The sequence below is a fragment of the Mesorhizobium sp. M0077 genome (assembly GCF_040322955.1).
Lineage (GTDB): Bacteria > Pseudomonadota > Alphaproteobacteria > Rhizobiales > Rhizobiaceae > Mesorhizobium.
On sequence record NZ_JAMYUL010000009.1, the window covers coordinates 181,442 to 200,058 of the forward strand.

Genomic DNA, 18,617 nt, shown 5'->3' on the forward strand with positions numbered 1-18,617 from the left:
TGAAGCAGGATTTAACTGGCTTTTTTGAGCTGCGCCTCACGCGCCGCCCGCAGCCTGGCGAAATCGTCACCGGCATGATGCGAGGAGCGCGTCAGCGGGCTCGACGCCACAAGCAGGAAACCCTTGGTCTTGCCGATCGTCGCGAAGGAGTTGAACTCCTCCGGCGTGACGAAGCGGATCACCGGGTGGTGTTTCTTCGACGGCTGCAGATACTGGCCAATGGTCATGAAGTCGACATTGGCCGAGCGCAGGTCATCCATCAGTTGCAGGATCTCGTTCCGCTCTTCGCCGAGGCCGACCATGATGCCGGACTTCGTGAAGATCGACGGGTCGAGCTCCTTGACCCGCTGCAACAGCCGGATCGAGTGGAAATAGCGGGCACCCGGCCGCACCGTCAGATAGTTCGACGGCACGGTTTCGAGATTGTGGTTGAAGACATCGGGCTTGGCCGCCACGACGATCTCCAGCGCGCCTTCCTTGCGCAGGAAATCGGGCGTCAGGATTTCGATCGTGGTCAGAGGTGTCGCTGCCCGGATCGCCCGGATAACCTCGGCGAAATGCTGCGCGCCGCCATCGGCGAGATCGTCGCGGTCGACCGAGGTGATGACGACATGGGTCAGCCCCATCTGCTTGACGGCATGCGCGACACGCGCCGGCTCATCGGCATCGAGCGCGGTCGGAATGCCGGTGGCGACATTGCAGAAGGCGCAGGCGCGCGTGCAGATCTCGCCCATGATCATGAAGGTGGCGTGCTTCTTTTCCCAGCACTCGCCGATATTGGGGCAGCCGGCCTCTTCGCACACCGTGACCAGCTTGTGCGACTTCACGATCTCGCGAGTTTCGGCATAGCCCTTCGACATCGGCGCCTTGACGCGGATCCAGTCGGGTTTGCGCAGCACGTCCTGATCAGGCTTGTGTGCCTTCTCGGGGTGCCGCAGGCGCGGAGCGTTGGCGATCGTGTCGAGAACAGTGACCATCTCAAACCTGACTTGTTGGCGTCTGCCCGTCGGCATTCGCCCTTCTGGCGTCATCTAGGACTTTTCGGTGCAAAGAAAAAGGCTGCGGCGGCGCATGCCGCCACAGCCTTTTTCGCATAGCGGGGATCCAGAGCAATTCCAGGAAAAGTGTGACACGGTTTTCCGTCCGGAATTGCGTCAGAAGAACGAGATAAAACGGCGAGCCGTTTTATCGGCGAATGAGCCGCCCGGCAAAGATCAGCAGGCAGGCGCCGATGAAGCCGGTGATCAGGTAGGCGAGCCAGCCGACACCGAAGGGTTCGATGTTGAGCGCCCTGAGAATTGCGTTCAGCACCACCGCGCCGACAATGCCCATAATGATGTTCATCAAGACGCCGGTATTGCTCTTCATGACCATCTCGGCCAGCCACCCGGCCAAACCGCCGATGATGATGGCCGCAATCCAGCCCACGCCATTCACGTCCATATGCCAACTCCTCCAGTGTCAGGTGAAAATGCATCCGGAAACGAACTGTCTTGCCGTAAGGTTCCTCCGGCGCATGCGTCTGAGTCTCGCGGCACCAATTTATCACGCGTTGAGCGCACGGCCATAGGCATCGAGCACGCTTTCCTTCATCATCTCCGACAGCGTCGGATGCGGGAAGATGGTGTGCATCAGCTCTTCCTCGGTGGTCTCCAGGTTCATCGCCACGACAAAGCCCTGGATCAGCTCCGTCACCTCGGCGCCGACCATATGCGCGCCGAGCAGCTGGCCGGTCTTCTTGTCGAAGATGGTCTTGATGAAGCCCTGGTCCTCGCCAAGCGCGATCGCCTTGCCGTTGGCGCCGAACTGGAAGCGGCCGACACGAATGTCCTTGCCTTCGGCCTTGGCCTTGGCTTCGGTGAGCCCGACCGATGCGACCTGGGGGTTGCAATAGGTGCAGCCCGGGATCTTCAGCTTGTCTGTCGCATGCACGCCCGGGAAACTGGCGATCTTCTCGATGCAGACCACGCCCTCATGCTCGGCCTTGTGGGCGAGCATCGGCGGCCCGGCGACATCGCCGATGGCGTAGATGCCGGGCACATTGGTCTTGCCGTAGCCGTCAATGACGACGCAGCCGCGGTCCGTCTTCACGCCGAGCGTCTCGAGGCCGAGATTTTCGACGTTGCCCTGCACGCCGACGGCGGAGATCATGCGGTCGGCGGTGATCTTCTCGACCTTGCCGTCCTTCATCTCGACGTGTGCGGTGACGGAGTTGGCGCCCTTTTCGACCTTGGTCACCTTGGCCTCAAGGATGATCTTCATGCCTTGTTTCTCGAACTGCTTTTGCGCAAATTTCGAGATCTCGGCGTCCTCGACCGGCATCACCGCCGGCAACAGCTCGACCACCGTCACCTCGGCGCCCATGGTGCGATAGAAGGAGGCGAACTCGATGCCGATGGCGCCCGAACCCATGACCAGCAGCGATTTCGGCATCTCCTTCGGCACCATCGCTTCAAAATAGGTCCAGATCAGCTTGCCGTCCGGCTCGATGCCGGGCAGCGCGCGAGGCCGGGCGCCGGTGGCGAGAATGATGTGCTTGGCGGTATAGGTGCCCTCGCCCTTGACGCCCTTCGGCACCGGCGGCTGCGGCTCCATCGGTTTCTTGGCCGTCTTGGAGACGACGATTTCACCTGGCTTTGAAAGCTTGGCCTCGCCCCAGATGACGTCGACCTTGTTCTTCTTCATCAGGAAGGCGACGCCGCCATTGAGCCTCAACGACACTTTGCGCGAGCGGTCGACGACAGCGGCCGTGTCGGCGCTGACCTTGCCGCCTTCGAGCTTCAGGCCGTAGTCCTTCAGATGGTCGGAATAGTGCATGATCTCGGCCGAGCGCAGTAGCGCCTTGGTCGGGATGCAGCCCCAGTTGAGGCAGATGCCGCCGAGATGCTCGCGCTCGACGATGGCAGTCTTGAAGCCGAGCTGGGCGGAGCGCACCGCCGTGACATAGCCGCCGGGGCCCGAGCCGATGATTATGACGTCGTAGGATTCTGCCACGGGGTTTCTCCCTGATTTTCTCTAGAGTTCCAGCATCACACGCACCAATGGCGCCAATGCGTCACCTATATTGCGCGTGTTTTCGGCATCGAGATGGACCCCGTCGATCGGTGTGGTCTCGGCCACCGTGCCGGCATCGAAAAAGCCGCAGCCGGCCTCGTCGGCGAGCGCGCAATATTGCGGCGCCAGCCGCTTCGAGGCCTCGTCGCCGCCGGCAAACATTTCCTTGAATTCGGCATTGTCCGTGCGGCTGACCGCTGGTGGCGCGACGATCAGGATTTGCGGCGCGGCCCAGTCGAACGGATAATCGTGGCCGCGCACGATGTCGATCAGCCGCTGCACGCCCTGCTTGGCCGCGACCGGATTGCCGTGGATCCAGGGCTTCATGTCGTTGGCGCCGAGCATGATGATGATCAGGTCGAGCGGCGCATGGCTGGTCAGGATCGTCGGCAGCACCTTGGCGCCATTGCGGTCGGCACCAGCCAGGTGATCGTCGAAAGCCGTGGTGCGGCCGTTCAGACCTTCGGCAATGACTTCGATATCATCGTCGCCCAGCGCCGCCTTGAGCACGCTCGGCCAGCGGTCCTCCAGCGCATGGCGCCCGAGGCTTGCCGCGTCATAGCCCCAGGTCAGGGAATCGCCGTAGCAGAGGATCGTCTTCATGCACCCGCACCCGCCTCCGCCTTAAGCCCGCGCCGCACGCGCCATCCCACGAACAGCCACTGCACGATAACCGTGGCGATGCTTGGCAAAATCAGACCGGCGACAACGGGGAGATCGCCCGACCACTGGGCCTTGCCCGGCGGCTGAGAGAAGGTCCAGGCAATCAGCCCGATCCCGGCCAGCACGAACAACGCAACCCCAACAAGCCCCGTCAGATTGATCGCCCTTTGTAGGTTTGGCACCAATTGCGCGATGAAAAACGCCACCGTCGCAACGATAGAGACCAGCGCCGAGGCCATGAAGACAAGGATGAATTCCGAGTTCGCATTGGTGGCGATTGCCAGCCACAGCGCCACCAGCCCGCCGGCCAGGCCGGAAAGGATCAGGGCGAAAAGGCTGGTGACGAATTTCCGCACAGCCTTTCCTTCCTAGACCAGCATGCCCATCGGGTTTTCGATCATGCGCTTGAAGGCGACCAGAAGTTCGGCGCCGAGCGCACCGTCGACGGCGCGGTGGTCGGTCGACAGCGTCACCGACATGATATTGGCGATTTTGATCTCGCCATTCTTGACCACCGGCCGCTGCTCGCCCGCACCCACCGCCAGGATCGTCGCATGCGGCGGGTTGATGACGGCGGCAAAGTCCTTGATGCCGAACATGCCGAGATTGGAGACAGCCGTCGTGCCGCCTTGATATTCCTCAGGCTTCAGCTTGCGGCTGCGGGCACGGCTCGCCAGATCCTTCATCTCGTTGGAGATAGTGGACAGCGTCTTTTCGTCGGCGTGGCGGATGATCGGCGTGATCAGGCCGCCGGGGATTGACACGGCAACGCCGACATCGGCGTGCTTGTGCTTGACCATGGCGCTTTCGGTCCACGATGCATTGGCATCCGGCACCGCCATCAGCGCCATCGCCATCGCCTTGATCACCATGTCGTTGACCGAGAGTTTGTAGACGGGAGCCTCGCCCTTGTCGGTCTTCTTCGTCGGAGCAGCCGCATTGATCTGTGTGCGCAGCGCCAGCAGCGCATCGAGCTCGCAGTCGAGCGTCAGGTAGAAATGCGGGATGGTTGTCTTGGCCTCGACCAGGCGGCGCGCAATGGTCTTGCGCATATTGTCGTGCGGGACGAGCTCATAGGACCCTTCGGCAAACAGCTTCAGCACCTGTTCGTCCGACATCGCCTTGGGTGCCGCAGCCGGAGCCGCAGGTGCCGGAGCGCCGGCAGGTGCGGCTTTCGCGGCCGGTGCAGCCTTGGCGCCACCGCCGGCAATCGCCGCCTCGACATCGGCCTTGACGACACGGCCATGCGGGCCGGTGCCGGTTACGGCGGACACGTCGACTCCGGCATCCTTGGCGATGCGACGAGCCAGCGGCGAAGCGAAGGTGCGCTCGCCTGACGATTGGCTGATCTCCCCCCTTGTGGGGGAGATGGCCGGCAGGCCAGAGGGGGGCGCGACAGACTGAGAGGTCGGCGGGGCAGCGCCCCCCTCTGTCGACTTCGTCGACATCTCCCCCACGGGTGGGGAGATTGACGCCTTATCCTGCTTGGCATCGGCTTTCGCGGGCGCGGCATCGCCACCACCCTTTGCCGCCGCCCCTGCATCCTCGCCTTCGCCGGCGAGAATGGCGATCAGCGCATTGACCTTGACGCCTTCGGTGCCGGCTGGAACGACCAGCTTGGCGACCGTGCCCTCATCGACGGCCTCGACTTCCATCGTCGCCTTGTCGGTCTCGATCTCGGCGATCACGTCGCCCGGCGAAACCTTGTCGCCTTCCTTGACCAGCCACTTGGAAAGATTGCCCTCTTCCATCGTGGGCGACAGCGCCGGCATGGTGATGTTGATTGGCATGATGTCCTCCCGACCGGCTCAGCGATACGTGACGGCTTTGACCGCCTCGATGACCTCGCCGACATTGGGCAAGGCCAGCTTTTCGAGGTTCGCCGCATAGGGCATCGGCACGTCCTTGCCGGCGATGGTGATGACCGGCGCGTCGAGGAAATCGAAGGCGCGCTGCGACACCTGATTGGCGATGTGGTCGCCGACCGAGCTTTGCGGGAAACCTTCTTCCACCACGATCAGGCGGTTGGTCTTCTTTACGGAGGCAATGACGGTGTCGAGGTCGAGCGGGCGGATGGTCCGGAGATCGATGATCTCGGCATCGATGCCCATGCCGCGCAGTTCGGCTTCCGCCTTGATGGCATAGGTCATGCCGATGCCGAACGAGACGATGGTGACGTCCTTGCCCTGCTTGTGAATGCGCGCCTTGCCGATCGGCAGCACGAAATCATCGAGCTTCGGCACGTCGAAGGACTGGCCGTAGAGGATTTCGTTTTCAAGGAAGATGACCGGGTTCGGATCGCGGATCGCCGCCTTGAGCAGGCCCTTGGCGTCGGCAGCCGTGTACGGCATCACCACCTTCAGGCCGGGAATATGGCTGTACCAGGCGGCATAGCACTGCGAATGCTGGGCGCCGACGCGGGCGGCCGCACCGTTCGGTCCGCGGAACACGATCGGTGCGCCCATCTGGCCGCCCGACATATAGAGCGTCTTGGCCGCGGAGTTGATGATCTGGTCGATCGCCTGCATGGCGAAGTTGAAGGTCATGAACTCGACGATCGGCTTCAGGCCGGCCATCGCCGCACCGACGCCGACGCCGGCAAAGCCGTGCTCGGTGATCGGCGTGTCGACGACGCGGCGCGGCCCGAATTCCTGCAGCAGCCCTTGCGTGATCTTGTAGGCGCCCTGGTATTCCGCGACCTCCTCGCCCATGACGAAGACATCGCCGTCGCGGCGCATTTCTTCAGCCATGGCATCGCGGAGCGCTTCGCGCACCGTGGTCGAGACCATCTCGGTGCCGGCGGGAATATCCGGATCGGCGGCAGGTTTGGCCGCCGGAGCGGCGGGAACTGCCTTCGGAGCCTCGCCGGCATCCTGGGGAGCCGCTTTTGTACCTTCCTCGGCTGCATCGGTCCGCTGACCGCCAGCGGAAACGGCATCCTGGGTGGAGGCAGGCTTGCCGCTCTTTTCGACATCGCCTGCACTTTCACCGTCCTGCAGCAACACGGCGATCACCGCGTTGACCTTGACGCCTTCGGTGCCGGCGGGAACCACGATCTTGCCGATCGTGCCTTCATCGACGGCTTCGACTTCCATCGTCGCCTTGTCGGTTTCGATCTCGGCGATGACATCGCCGGCGACGACCTTGTCGCCCTCGTTCTTCAACCATTTGGAAAGATTGCCCTCTTCCATGGTCGGCGAGAGAGCGGGCATGAGAATTTCGATCGGCATGTCCTTGCCCTCCCGTTACAATACGATGTCGGTCCAGAGCTCGGACGGATCCGGCTCTGCGTCGTGCTGGGCAAATTCGGCGGCGTCGGCGACGATGTCGCGGACTTCCTTGTCGATGTTCTTGAGTTCGTCCTCGGTCGCCCACTTCTTGGCCGTCAGCCGCGCCTTGACCTGCTCGATCGGATCATGATCCGAGCGCATCTTTTGCACTTCTTCCTTGGAGCGGTATTTTGCGGGATCCGACATCGAGTGACCGCGATAGCGATAGGTCTGCATCTCGAGGATGATCGGACCGTTGCCGGCACGGCACCATTCGGTCGCCTGATCGCCGGCGGATTTGACCGCACGCACATCCATGCCGTCGACCTGAATGCCGGGAATCTTGAACGAGGCGCCGCGATGCGAAAAATTGGTTTCGGCCGACGAGCGCGACACCGAAGTGCCCATGGCGTAGCGGTTGTTCTCGATGATGTAGATCACCGGCAGCTTCCACAGCGAGGCCATGTTGAAGCTTTCATAGACCTGACCCTGGTTGGCAGCGCCATCGCCGAAATAAGTCAGCGACACATTGTTGTTGTCGCGGTAGCGGTTGGCGAAGGCGAGACCGGTGCCGAGCGAGACCTGCGCGCCGACAATGCCGTGGCCGCCGTAAAAATGCTTCTCCTTGGAGAACATGTGCATGGAGCCGCCCTTGCCCCTCGACAGGCCACCACGGCGTCCGGTCAGCTCTGCCATGACGCCGCGCGGGGAAAGTTCCATCGCCAGCATGTGGCCATGGTCGCGATAGGCGGTGATCATCTGGTCGCCGTTGATCAGCGACATCTTCATGCCGGTGACGACCGCTTCCTGGCCGATATAGAGGTGGCAGAAGCCGCCGATAAAGCCCATGCCGTAGAGCTGGCCGGCCTTTTCCTCGAAGCGGCGGATAAGCAGCATGTGCCGGTAGGCGGCAAGCTCCTCGTCCTTGGTGAAGTCAGCCGGCTTGGGGGCGGAAAGCCCCGTTGATTTGGCGGACGTCGATTTAACGGATTTGGCAGGCGCTTTTTTGGCGGCGGTGGCCATGCATCACTCCCTGTTGGCGTCTCTTTGCGGACACTAAAGCAGACCATGTCTGCTCCGGGGAGGATCAGCTCCTCCCCACCGATTGGAGGGAAGCTAACATGCGAGACCGCGTTTCGCCATGCAGAAAAATGCATGGCTGGCATGCGCCTAAACGCCCAGAATCATTAGAGATAACAGCGATTAACTGAAACTTGGTTATTTCGAATTGGCCGGCAGCATGATGGTGATTTCATCGGGCTGGGACAGATTGAGCGCCCGGCGTGCCTGCTCGTCGAGCATATCCTTTTCAAGCGTACCCTCATGCATCAGCTGGACACGCCGCTCCAGATCGACCCGGCGCGCCTTGATGGCATCGTACTTGGCCTGCAATTCGATGGTCTGCGCTTCGAGCTGATATTTGGAATTGATGCCGAACTCGCCATGATAGGCATGGAAGCCGAAATAGGCCAGGAACGCCACGCAAAGGGACGGGATGATCAGCCGGCCGGTGTTTCTCTGCTTGTGCTGGCGTGTCCACATGGTCGCAATCCTTTGACCGCCATTTGTCGCTCGATTGTGCTTAATGGACGGTTACGGACAGGTGCATTAGCCAGCGGCCGCAACGAAAAGGGCGGGAAAATCCCGCCCTTCCATCGTTTTCGCCAGTTCGGCAGAATTTAGGCTTTGACCACCGACTTGCCAGCGTAGCGCGCCTGCTTGCCGAGCTCTTCCTCGATGCGGATCAGCTGGTTGTACTTGGCCATGCGATCCGAGCGCGACAGCGAACCGGTCTTGATCTGCCCGCAATTGGTGGCGACGGCGAGGTCGGCGATGGTCGAATCCTCGGTTTCGCCCGAACGGTGCGACATGACTGCGGTGTAGCCTGCCTTATGCGCGGTCTCGACAGCGTCGAGCGTTTCGGTAAGCGAGCCGATCTGGTTGACCTTGACCAGGATCGAATTGGCGACACCCATGCGGATGCCGTCGCGCAGCCGCGCCGTGTTGGTGACGAAGAGGTCGTCGCCAACCAGCTGCGTCTTGTTGCCGATCAGGTCGGTCAGGTACTTCCAGCCCTCCCAGTCGTCCTCGGCCAGGCCGTCCTCGATCGAGATGATCGGATAGTCGGCGGCAAGCTTGGCCAGGTACTTGGCCTGCGCCTTGGGATCGCGGGTCCTCTTCTCGCCCTCATAGACGTAATTGCCGTCCTTGAAGAATTCGGTCGCCGCACAGTCGAGACCAAGCGCGATCTCCTCGCCCGGCTTGAAGCCGGCCTTCTCGATCGATTCCATGATGAAATCGAGCGCCACCGGCGCACTCTTCAGATTGGGCGCGAAGCCGCCTTCGTCGCCGACATTGGTGTTGTGGCCGGCATCCTTGAGCTTCTTGCGCAGCGTGTGGAAGATTTCCGAGCCCCAGCGCACGCCTTCGCGCAGCGTCGGCGCGCCGACCGGCAGGATCATGAATTCCTGGAAATCGATCGGATTGTCGGCATGCGCGCCGCCATTGATGATGTTCATCATGGGCACCGGCAGCAAATGCGCCTTGGTGCCGCCGACATAGCGGTAGAGCGGCAGGCCGGCGGCTTCCGCCGCGGCCTTGGCGACCGCCAGCGAGACGCCGAGGATGGCGTTGGCGCCGAGCCGGCTCTTGTTGGGCGTGCCGTCGAGCTCGATCATGGTCTGGTCGATGTGGATCTGGTTTTCGGCTTCCAAGCCGCCGATCGCCTCGAACAGCTCGCCATTGACGGCCTCGACCGCCTTGAGCACGCCCTTGCCGAGATAGCGGGCGCCACCGTCGCGCAGTTCGACGGCCTCATGCGCGCCGGTCGACGCGCCCGACGGCACCGCGGCGCGGCCCATCGAGCCGTCTTCGAGGACGACGTCGACCTCGACGGTCGGATTTCCACGGCTGTCCAGGATTTCACGCCCGACAATGTCGATGATGGCGGTCATTGCGATGTCCCCGATTGATCGATTGAAAGCGTCGCGCCCCTCTTAGCCAAAGTGCCGCAAAAGGCAATCAGGAATGGCATGAAATAATGGTGACGATCGCCCCATGCGCTCAGGCCGTGGGGCATGGGCGACGCCATCTGAACGCAAACAGCCCGCCCTGACGTCATATGTCTGGCGCGGCATGGGGTGGGTGCCCCGCCCCTGCGGCAATGCCTTTGTCACGAAACCAGGCGGCACACAAACTCCACCCGATGCTTCAAAAGAGGCTACCGCCAACGTGACAAACTTCACAATGCAGAGAATTCGAAGATGTTAGCGTCACATCTACAACGCGAACTATTTGGCGACCACAGTGAAATCAACACACTTGAACTCTTTGGGGAGGCGGCAATGGCAGCGATTTCAGGCACTGGCTGGGAACTTCTTATTAGCCGCAAAGTCGAGCATATGAGGGGCACCAGACGCAGGACGGTTGGTACCTATAAAGTCTTCCACAACGGCACGGCAGTAACGGGTCTATCGGGGTTCGTGTGTGAATCTCGCGGCCCAGGCGACAATTCCAAAGAAGACAATGGCAGGCGCATCGAGCCCGGCACCTATCCGCTGGCGACACAGGCCGGAGGCAAATATGTGACCATCGGCTACACTGGCGCCAAGACGCCACCCAAACCTGGACTCGAACTGCTGAAGACCAACAAGCGCACCGAAATCCTGATCCATCCGGGCGTCAATTTCCTGTCCAGCGTCGGATGCATCAACCCGACGAAGAAGGTGAGCGGTCCGCTTTCCGACATGGATTTCACGGAGAGCCGGACACGCGTAATCGCCCTCATTGACGATCTGAAAACCTTTGCCGGCGGTGGCTTCCCGAAAAGCAACGGCAAGCGAATTCCCAATGCTTCGGTGGTCGTCGAAGGCGAACCGGTGCTGTCGACCGAGAGTGTCGAGAGCGTGCTCGAAGCGGTTGCGGGCGATCCGAACAAGGGTTTGCCGGCAGCGGTCTTCCAGAAATTCGCGCCGAGACCGGCAAGCGGTTCCAAGCGAACAATCTATGACGGTTACATCGGCGCCTTTACCTCCGACAAGGGCCTCAAGGCACTTGGCGATCATGGCGTGTGCAACAATTATGATCGGCTGATGCATTTCTTCGCTCAAGCGGCGATGGAAACCGGTGGCTTCACCCTCATTCGCGAATCCCTGACCTACACGACCGTGGCGGCAATCCGGAACGCATGGAGGTCGCGAGCCGCGGGCAAGACCGATCAGTGGATCGGGGACAACCTGCTGCGCAAGCCGCAAGCCCTGGGCGACTGGGCCTATGGCGGCCGCATGGGCAATGTGAAAGGAACGTTGGACGGCTTCAATTTCCGCGGCGGCGGCACGTTCCAGACCACCGGGCGCGACGCGTACACGGCCAAGGGCAAGCTCGCCAAGGTTGACCTCGCCAATCATCCTGAACTGATCGAGGATCCGCAGACTTCGCTGCTCGCAGCTTGCGCCGAATGGAAAGGGTCAGGCTGCAATGCCTTTGCCGATGCCGGCCTGATCAAAAAGATCTCGCGCGCGATCAACGTCGGCAACGCCAATTCCGCCACGCAGGCCAATGGCGAAGCGGATCGGATCGCCTGGCACGAAAAGGTTTTCAAGGCGGTGAAGAATGCCGGACTCCTCGGCTGAGCATGCCTCGGATCACGTTCGACAACACCACGTCATCATAATTCAGAGATAACAATCTCTGTGTCGACTAGGATGGTGATGCGCGGGGCGAAACAGGAGGAGTTTCGCCATGTCCGAGTTGAGCGGTATCGTGAGTTTGTTCCTGATCGCGGCGGCGTTCCTGACGTCCTGCGATACGCAGCAGCCGCCCAGGGCGGCGACGCAGCTGTCTACGCTTCATGCAGCAGAATAATTTAGAAACTGTCGGGTTGCACTGAAAAGGCCCCCGTTTCGGAATTCGGGGGCCTTTTCACGTCAGGCGTCAGCGCAGCTGATCAATGCCAATACGGCGTGACCTTGTAGTAATCATAGGAAGCATCACGTGCGGCCTCGCCATCGGCGCCGGCCAGTTCATTGATCGAATAGGCGGGTGCTGCCTTCAGCTGCTCCTTCGAGAACGGCACGACATAGCCGCCCTTGTCCTCGTCATAGTCGAGGCTCGCCCACGGAATGGCGTGATACTTCTCGCCAATGCCGAGAAATCCACCGAACCCGATCACCGCGAACATGATGCCGTTCGACGTCTTGTCGAGCATGATGTCCTCGATGCTGCCGATGCTCGTGCCCTCGGTGTTGTAGACCGACGTGCCGATGACGCGCGAAGCGGCGATTGCTTCGGTGTGGCCTGTTTGGGTGGTCATGGCTGATGCTCCTCATGTCATTGATCTATACTTTGACAATGAGGTGCGCGGGCGAAAGTTCCCGTTTTTTCGAGCGGGCGGTTACTCCGCGAGGATGAACGTCACCTTCATGTTGACGCGATACGCCGCGATCCTGCCGTCCTCGACGACGATCTTCTGGTCCTGGATCCAAGCGCCTTCGACGTTCTTCAGGGTTTTGGATGCGCGCTCAATCCCCTTCTCGATGGCGTCCTGAAAGCTCTTTTTCGACGACGACGTGATTTCGGTGACGCGGGCGACGGACATGGCTTCCTCCTGCCAAGACGCTCATTTGCAGGAGCGAGCCTACAGCCGGCTTATGCCTTCCACAAGCAGGGCAGCGCGCGCGCCATAGCCGAAACCATCAGCCTCGGTTCAGGTCAGCAGCATTCTTGGCGATGCGGTCGAATGCCATCAGTCTTTCGAGCAGCGCCGGCATGTCCTTCAGCGGCAGCATGTTGGGCCCGTCGGAGGAGGTCGAATTGTCGGGATCCTGGTGGGTCTCTATGAACACGCCGGCGACGCCGACGGCAACGGCAGCCCGCGCCAGCGTCTCGACAAAGCGGCGCTCACCACCGGAGGAACCGCCCTGCCCGCCCGGCTGCTGCACCGAATGGGTGGCGTCGAAAATCACCGGCGCGCCGATCTCGGCCATCACAGGCAAAGCCCGCATGTCCGACACCAGCGTGTTGTAGCCGAAAGACGCGCCGCGCTCGGTGGTCAGCACATTGAGGTTGCCCGAACCGGTGATCTTGGCCACCACGTTCTTCATGTCCCAAGGCGCCAGGAATTGCCCCTTCTTGACGTTGATCACCTTGCCGGTCTTGGCGGCGGCGACCAGCATGTCGGTCTGGCGCGACAGGAAGGCCGGAATCTGCAGCACATCGACATGGTGTGCGACGATCGCGCACTGCTCCTCGGTGTGGACATCGGTCAGAATGGGAAGCGAAAACGCCTTGCGCAACTCGTCGAACACCGGAAGCGCCGCGTCCATGCCGGCGCCGCGCGTTGCCGACAGCGAGGTGCGGTTGGCCTTGTCGTAGCTGGTCTTGTAGACGAGGCCGATGCCGAGCTTGCCGGTCAGTTCCTTCAGCGCGCCGGCCATGTCGAAAGCGTGCTGGCGCGATTCGAACTGGCACGGGCCGGCGATCAACGCCAAGGGCCCGCTGTTGTCGAAGACGACGTTGCCGACGGTTACTGACGAATTCGGCGCCAGCGAATTGGGCCCTTGCGGCTTGCTCATGGGGTCTCCCGGAAGATGAAAGCCGCGCCCTGTCCGGATGCCGGCTGCACGACGATTTCGTTGCCCGCTATATCGTGCCCGACGGCGTTGTCTGCAAGCAGCCTCGCGACAGCGCCGATACTGCGGGCCGAAAAGACGATCGCGGCGAAGCGAAGGTCCGTCGGCGCGCCAGCCGACATGCCGAAGCGCTCAGCGAAAGCCGCGGGCTTGAGAACGCTCAAACGCGCGTTCGCCAGGTCGAACGCCGTGCTGCTCCTCTGCCTCGAACCCGTCGCTGTCTCGATCAGGTGGCGCTTTTCGGATGGCACGCCGCTGACCGCGACGATTTCGGCAATGCCGGTCACGCCGTTGGCATGGGCCTGCAGTGCCGTACGGTCGATTTGAGGGGCGTTGATCCGCTCGCAAGCGAACAGAAAGGCGTCCATCGTCTCGGCGCCGGCGGCGAAAGCCAGTTTGAACGAGGCCATGTCGCTCTTTCCGGCCGTGTCGGTGAAGGCGCGGGAAAAGCTCAGTACGTCTCCCGCCGACAGGCCGGCTTTGATAAAGCGCGCATGGTCCGCATCGGCATCGTCGGTGGCCAGCACCACGGCGGAAAAGCCCTCATCGCCCAGCCTGGCGCGATAGAGCCGGTCGCGCGCGACAAAGACATTGCCACCGGCAAATGCCTCGTCTGCAGCCTGTTCATTCCCGACCGCCAGCGGTTCGAGGTAGGTGCCGTCAGCGAAGAAGACGCAGCAATTTTCGGTGCCGAAAGGGTGGATGCCGGTTGGTGCGACGATGAAGCCAAGCGATGTCAGCCGCGCCCGCGCCACGGCGAGGCTCGCCGTCGGCAACACAAGATGGTCAAGCGGATGGATCGTGCTGGTCATGCCGGCGCGGTGTGCATCATTCCGGAAATCGGTTCAAGGCCTCTTGCCAGCCCGATCAGGCCATCGCCACGACATCGGCCGAATAGCGCAATTCGCGCAATGGTTTGACCCGACTGGTCGTCTCGGCATAGAGCGGGTGCGCCTTGTAGGCGGCAAGCGCGGCATCATCCTCGAACTCGGCATAGACGACCACGTCGATCGCATCCGACAGCGGATCGACCTTGGTGTTGAGCGTCACCTCGAAGAGGCTTGAATGCGGGATCTTGCCCAGCGCGAGCAAGCCCGTGCGCACGGCCTCGACATCGTCCTTGCGCCGCGCGCTGAAGAAAACGATATGCCGGATCACACCTGCCTCCACGTTCGATTTGCGGCATGTTTTGTGTGAGCGGGACCGTCGCGTCAACCGCCACGATGTCGCGCCCGGCAATGCCGGCAGGCGACTTTGCAGAGGCGCAAAAGCTAGGCTTTGCCGGTGACGTAGCGCACGACGCGCGACATTTCCCTGACCGTCGTGTCGAGATAGCGGCCCTGATTATAGAGGCCATCCCAGATCAGGAAAAAGGCGATGGCGGTGATGACGATGACGTAACGCATGGCTGAAACTAACGTATGTGGCTGTTCCTAACCATAGCGATTTCACCGGCGGTCGCTCGCCCTCACCGATTCTGGCCCCAGGCACGCCACCTGGGCCAGTGCCGGGCACGGCTTGCCTCTTGAAGTTCCGGTCGATGCGGTGGAAGATTGTGGCGAAAATTTAAGCAGGCTACGGCGTTCGCGCCTGGCGAATGAAAGTGGAGGATGTGGAGGCCGGCAGATCTTGCGCCGCCCCCGCGGAAGTCCAGGGGGGTGTGAGATGGCTGTCAGGGAATACAAAGGCATCGGCGACGCCATCAGGCTGGACGAACTCAATTTCGCCGAGATCGTCAAGGGCCTGCCGGCCAAGGCGCGCATGGTGCTGTCGGCGGCGATGAAATTGCCGCGCGGTTCGCTGAAGGTGAGGATGCCGGATGGCCGGGCGGTGCTTGTCGGCGGCAACGGACCCGGGCCGGATGCCGAGCTGGTGTTGAAGAACTGGCGCCTGCCCGGCCGTGCCTTTTCCGGCGGCACCATCGGCGTTGCCGAATCCTACATGGACGGCGACTGGGAAAGCCCTGATGTAACCAGCTTCCTCGAACTGTTCGTCGTCAACTCGGCCGTTGGGGAACGCATTGCCGGCGGCGCCAACTGGCTCATCAACACGGTCCAGCGCATCCGCCACTGGTTCAACGAAAACACCCGCACCGGCTCGAAGCGCAACATCTCGGCGCATTACGATCTCGGCAACGCCTTCTACAAGCAATGGCTCGATCCCAGCATGACCTATTCGTCGGCGCTCTATGCGACCGGCGCCAACGACCTGGAAAGCGCTCAGGCCGCCAAATACCGCGCGCTGGCCAAGGATACCGGCATCGGCAAGAAGGACCATGTGCTCGAGATCGGCTGCGGCTGGGGCGGTTTTGCCGAATTTGCCGCGCGCGAGATCGGCTGCCGCGTCACCGGCCTGACCATCAGCCGCGAACAGCACGATTTCGCCAAGGCGCGCATCCAGAAGGCGGGACTGTCTGACAAGGTCGACATCAAGCTGCAGGATTACCGAGACGAAACGGGCACTTACGACCGCATCGCCTCGATCGAGATGTTCGAGGCGGTCGGCGAAAAATATTGGCCGGTATTTTTCGGCAAGATGAAGGCGTGCTTGAGGCCCGGCGGCACCGCCGGCCTGCAGATCATCACCATCAACGAGGCCGCCTACGACACCTATCGGGCGAGGCCGGATTTCATCCAGCGCTATGTCTTCCCAGGCGGCATGCTGCCGACGCCGTCGATCCTGAAGACGCTGGGCAGCGACCATGGCCTTGCCCATCTGCGCGAGCGCGTCTTTCCGGACGACTATGCCCGCACGCTTGCCGAATGGCGCAACCGCTTCTGGGCGTCGTGGGAAAAGATCGTCCCGCTCGGCTTCGACGACCGCTTCAAGAAGCTTTGGGAATTTTATCTCCACTATTGCGAAGCCGGCTTTAGAGCCAGCTACATCGACGTGCGCCAAGTGGTCTACAAAGCCTGATCCGAAGCGTGATTGAGCGGGCGTATGCCCGCTCGTTTTCCCTGTTAGCTGCACGTTGCCTCAAAGCAGGATGCGATACTTCGCAAACCCGGATTCGCCCTCGCCGGCCGGCTCGATCTTGAGCGATTTCACTCCCGATATAAAATCCTTCGCTTTGGGGCCGGTCTCGAACACGACGCTGGTGCCGGGCAGCGGCGTGAACGACCAATTGTCGTCGGCCGAGGGATTGATCGTGCCTTCGCTGACGACGTAGCGCACGATCACGTCGCGGTTGGTGTCCGGCGCCTCGTAGATGATCTTCGAGGCATTGATGTCGGGGAAATTGCCGCCACCGCCGGCGCGGTAATTGTTGGTGGCGACGACGAATTTCGCTGCCGGATCAATAGGCTTGCCGTCGAAGCTGAGGCCGACGATGCGGTTCGAGCCGGCATTGGCGACGCCACCCTTGGCATCGTATTTCGGCAGCTGCGACAGGTCTATTCCGTAGCTGACGCCATCGATCACATCGAAATTGTAGGACGGGAATTCGGTGTCGATGAGCGCCTGGTCGGCCTTGCCCGGCTCGATCTTCCTGAAAATGCCGGCCGACATTTCCAGCCATTCCTTCACTTGCGCGCCGGTGATTTCGACGGCGCGCACCGTGTTCGGATAGAGATAGAGGTCGGCGACGTTCTTGATGGCGATGTCGCCCACCGGCACGTCGGTATAGTAGTCGGCGCCGTTGCGCCCGCCGGCCTTGAAGGGTGCTGCCGCCGACAGCAGCGGCACATCCTTCCACTGCGTGCTCTTCAATATGTCCTTGAGGTACCAGCTCTGCGCCTGGTTGACGATCTGCACCGACGGATCGTCGGCGACCAGCGCGAAATAGGAATAGAGCGGCGCCGAGGTCTTGCCGACCGGTCGGCGGACATAGGCAAGTGTCGCCTCATGGTCCGCCTTCAGCGCATCGACGACGCGCTGGTCGTCCGCCACCGTCGGCTTGTTTGCCTTGTCGACGCGCTGGTAGATCGGCCTTGCCTCCGATGTGGCCGAGGCTACGCGCCATTTCGATCCGTCCCGTTCCAGAAGCAGATCGATCAGTCCCATATGCGAGCCCCAGAAACCGCCCATCACGGCGGGCTTGCCCTGCAGCGTGCCTTTCTCGGTGTCGACGCCTTCGAGCGCCTGAAAATCCTTCTTGCCGGGGAAGACGAGATGCTGATGGCCGGTGAACACCGCATCGATGCCTTCGACGCCGGCGACGAAGAAGGAGGCGTTCTCCATGCCGTCGCCCTGCTTGATATCGATGCCGGAATGCGAGAGCGCGATGACGATGTCGGCGCCCTCCTCCTTGATCTGCGGCACCCATGCCCTGGCCGCCTCGACGATGTCGCGCGTCCTGACATTGCCTTCCAGGTTCTTCAGGTCCCAGACCATGATCTGCGGCGGCACGAAGCCGATGATGCCGATCTTGATCGGCTGCTCGACGCCCGACCCGTCCTTGATCTTCTTGTCGAGGATGACATAGGGCTTGAGGTAGAGCTTGTCGTCGCGCGGGTTGGCGGCAAGCTCGGTGCCGCGGATCAGATTGGCGCAGACGAAGGGGAAATTGGCTCCGGCCAGCACCTTGTCGAGGAACGACAGGCCGTAATTGAACTCGTGATTGCCGAGCGTCGAGCATTCATAGCCCAGCAGGTTCATGCCCTTCATGATCGGATGCAGATCGCCTTCCTTGAGGCCCTTCTCATAGGCGATGTAATCGCCCATCGGATTGCCCTGCAAAAGATCGCCATTGTCGATCAGCATCGCATTGGTGGCTTCCTTGCGCACCGCCGCGATCAGTGAGGCCGTCCGCGACAGGCCCATCGTGTCGTTGGCTTTATCGGCGTAGTAGTCGTAAGGCAGCACATTCACATGGATGTCGGTGGTCTCCATGATCCTCAGATGCGCCTGGTTGGCCTGCGCGCGGGCGGAAAACGGATGCAGCATGATCAGCGCCCCGCTGGCGGCCGCACCGGCAAGAAAACTACGGCGGGAGACGGGGTTGAGCAAATGTGACATTGGTTTTCCTTCCCAGCGACGTGACAAGATCCCAGCCCCGGGCGGA

Annotated in this window: 20 protein-coding genes; 3 read left to right on the plus strand and 17 right to left on the minus strand. The window is 61.7% G+C overall.

What is annotated here, in order from left to right:
- Positions 1-11: 11 nt before the first annotated feature.
- The 10 genes from lipA to eno form a co-directional block, all read right to left on the minus strand.
- Positions 12-977 carry a lipoyl synthase gene (gene lipA, locus NKJ57_RS18970; RefSeq protein ID WP_023688453.1) on the minus strand — a complete coding sequence of 322 codons (966 nt, stop codon included), beginning with the start codon at positions 975-977 and terminating at the stop codon, positions 12-14.
- Positions 978-1,185: 208 nt separating this feature from the next.
- Positions 1,186-1,443 (minus strand): GlsB/YeaQ/YmgE family stress response membrane protein, encoded by a 258-nt coding sequence (locus NKJ57_RS18975; RefSeq protein WP_023668920.1) that lies wholly within the window; start codon positions 1,441-1,443, stop codon positions 1,186-1,188.
- Between the two features lie 102 nt (positions 1,444-1,545).
- A complete protein-coding gene (gene lpdA / locus NKJ57_RS18980; RefSeq protein ID WP_352511972.1) occupies positions 1,546-2,994 on the minus strand; it encodes a dihydrolipoyl dehydrogenase in 1,449 nt (482 codons plus the stop codon).
- Positions 2,995-3,015: 21 nt separating this feature from the next.
- A complete protein-coding gene (locus NKJ57_RS18985; protein WP_352511971.1) occupies positions 3,016-3,657 on the minus strand; it encodes an SGNH/GDSL hydrolase family protein in 642 nt (213 codons plus the stop codon).
- Positions 3,654-4,073 (minus strand): hypothetical protein, encoded by a 420-nt coding sequence (locus NKJ57_RS18990; protein ID WP_023748669.1) that lies wholly within the window; start codon positions 4,071-4,073, stop codon positions 3,654-3,656. The genes NKJ57_RS18985 and NKJ57_RS18990 overlap by 4 nt, the downstream gene beginning before the upstream one ends.
- A gap of 12 nt (positions 4,074-4,085) precedes the next feature.
- Positions 4,086-5,507 (minus strand): pyruvate dehydrogenase complex dihydrolipoamide acetyltransferase, encoded by a 1,422-nt coding sequence (locus NKJ57_RS18995; RefSeq protein WP_023668916.1) that lies wholly within the window; start codon positions 5,505-5,507, stop codon positions 4,086-4,088.
- Between the two features lie 18 nt (positions 5,508-5,525).
- The gene (locus NKJ57_RS19000; protein WP_352462431.1) at positions 5,526-6,947 is read right to left on the minus strand and encodes a pyruvate dehydrogenase complex E1 component subunit beta; all 1,422 of its coding nucleotides are present in this window, start codon (positions 6,945-6,947) and stop codon (positions 5,526-5,528) included.
- Positions 6,948-6,962: 15 nt separating this feature from the next.
- Entirely contained in the window at positions 6,963-8,009 is a 1,047-nt protein-coding gene (gene pdhA / locus NKJ57_RS19005) for a pyruvate dehydrogenase (acetyl-transferring) E1 component subunit alpha (RefSeq protein WP_023682559.1), read from the minus strand.
- Positions 8,010-8,204: 195 nt separating this feature from the next.
- On the minus strand, positions 8,205-8,528 hold the full coding sequence (locus tag NKJ57_RS19010) for an FtsB family cell division protein (protein WP_023688447.1): 324 nt from the start codon (positions 8,526-8,528) through the stop codon (positions 8,205-8,207).
- Between the two features lie 137 nt (positions 8,529-8,665).
- A complete protein-coding gene (gene eno / locus NKJ57_RS19015; RefSeq protein WP_023701745.1) occupies positions 8,666-9,940 on the minus strand; it encodes a phosphopyruvate hydratase in 1,275 nt (424 codons plus the stop codon).
- A gap of 390 nt (positions 9,941-10,330) precedes the next feature.
- On the opposite strand from eno, the gene NKJ57_RS19020 reads away from it, so the two are divergent.
- Together NKJ57_RS19020 and NKJ57_RS19025 are read left to right on the plus strand one after the other, a co-directional pair.
- The gene (locus tag NKJ57_RS19020) at positions 10,331-11,617 is read left to right on the plus strand and encodes a glycoside hydrolase family 19 protein (protein WP_352511969.1); all 1,287 of its coding nucleotides are present in this window, start codon (positions 10,331-10,333) and stop codon (positions 11,615-11,617) included.
- A gap of 109 nt (positions 11,618-11,726) precedes the next feature.
- Positions 11,727-11,849: a hypothetical protein gene (locus NKJ57_RS19025; RefSeq protein WP_023682563.1), complete on the plus strand. Its 123-nt coding sequence runs from the start codon at positions 11,727-11,729 to the stop codon at positions 11,847-11,849.
- 82 nt (positions 11,850-11,931) lie between these two features.
- Here the strand turns inward: NKJ57_RS19025 and NKJ57_RS19030 are convergent, their stop codons facing one another.
- The 6 genes from NKJ57_RS19030 to NKJ57_RS19055 all read right to left on the minus strand — a co-directional run bounded on the left by NKJ57_RS19030 (position 11,932) and on the right by NKJ57_RS19055 (position 15,021).
- The gene (locus NKJ57_RS19030) at positions 11,932-12,297 is read right to left on the minus strand and encodes a PRC-barrel domain-containing protein (protein ID WP_023668909.1); all 366 of its coding nucleotides are present in this window, start codon (positions 12,295-12,297) and stop codon (positions 11,932-11,934) included.
- An 81-nt stretch (positions 12,298-12,378) separates the two neighbouring features.
- Positions 12,379-12,582 (minus strand): dodecin family protein, encoded by a 204-nt coding sequence (locus NKJ57_RS19035; RefSeq protein WP_023668908.1) that lies wholly within the window; start codon positions 12,580-12,582, stop codon positions 12,379-12,381.
- A 97-nt stretch (positions 12,583-12,679) separates the two neighbouring features.
- Positions 12,680-13,558 carry a 3-deoxy-8-phosphooctulonate synthase gene (gene kdsA, locus NKJ57_RS19040; RefSeq protein ID WP_031196594.1) on the minus strand — a complete coding sequence of 293 codons (879 nt, stop codon included), beginning with the start codon at positions 13,556-13,558 and terminating at the stop codon, positions 12,680-12,682.
- The gene (locus tag NKJ57_RS19045; protein WP_352511967.1) at positions 13,555-14,427 is read right to left on the minus strand and encodes a VOC family protein; all 873 of its coding nucleotides are present in this window, start codon (positions 14,425-14,427) and stop codon (positions 13,555-13,557) included. Before NKJ57_RS19045 ends, kdsA begins: the two co-directional genes overlap by 4 nt.
- Before the next feature lie 55 nt (positions 14,428-14,482).
- On the minus strand, positions 14,483-14,773 hold the full coding sequence (locus NKJ57_RS19050) for a Dabb family protein (protein ID WP_023682566.1): 291 nt from the start codon (positions 14,771-14,773) through the stop codon (positions 14,483-14,485).
- Between the two features lie 113 nt (positions 14,774-14,886).
- Positions 14,887-15,021 (minus strand): hypothetical protein, encoded by a 135-nt coding sequence (locus NKJ57_RS19055; RefSeq protein ID WP_023668905.1) that lies wholly within the window; start codon positions 15,019-15,021, stop codon positions 14,887-14,889.
- 259 nt (positions 15,022-15,280) lie between these two features.
- Between NKJ57_RS19055 and NKJ57_RS19060 the strand changes: the two genes are divergently transcribed.
- Positions 15,281-16,531, plus strand: a complete 1,251-nt coding sequence (locus NKJ57_RS19060; protein WP_023668904.1) for an SAM-dependent methyltransferase — start codon at positions 15,281-15,283, stop codon at positions 16,529-16,531.
- A gap of 60 nt (positions 16,532-16,591) precedes the next feature.
- Here the strand turns inward: NKJ57_RS19060 and NKJ57_RS19065 are convergent, their stop codons facing one another.
- A complete protein-coding gene (locus NKJ57_RS19065) occupies positions 16,592-18,571 on the minus strand; it encodes a bifunctional 2',3'-cyclic-nucleotide 2'-phosphodiesterase/3'-nucleotidase (RefSeq protein ID WP_352511966.1) in 1,980 nt (659 codons plus the stop codon).
- Between the last annotated feature and the right edge of the window lie 46 nt (positions 18,572-18,617).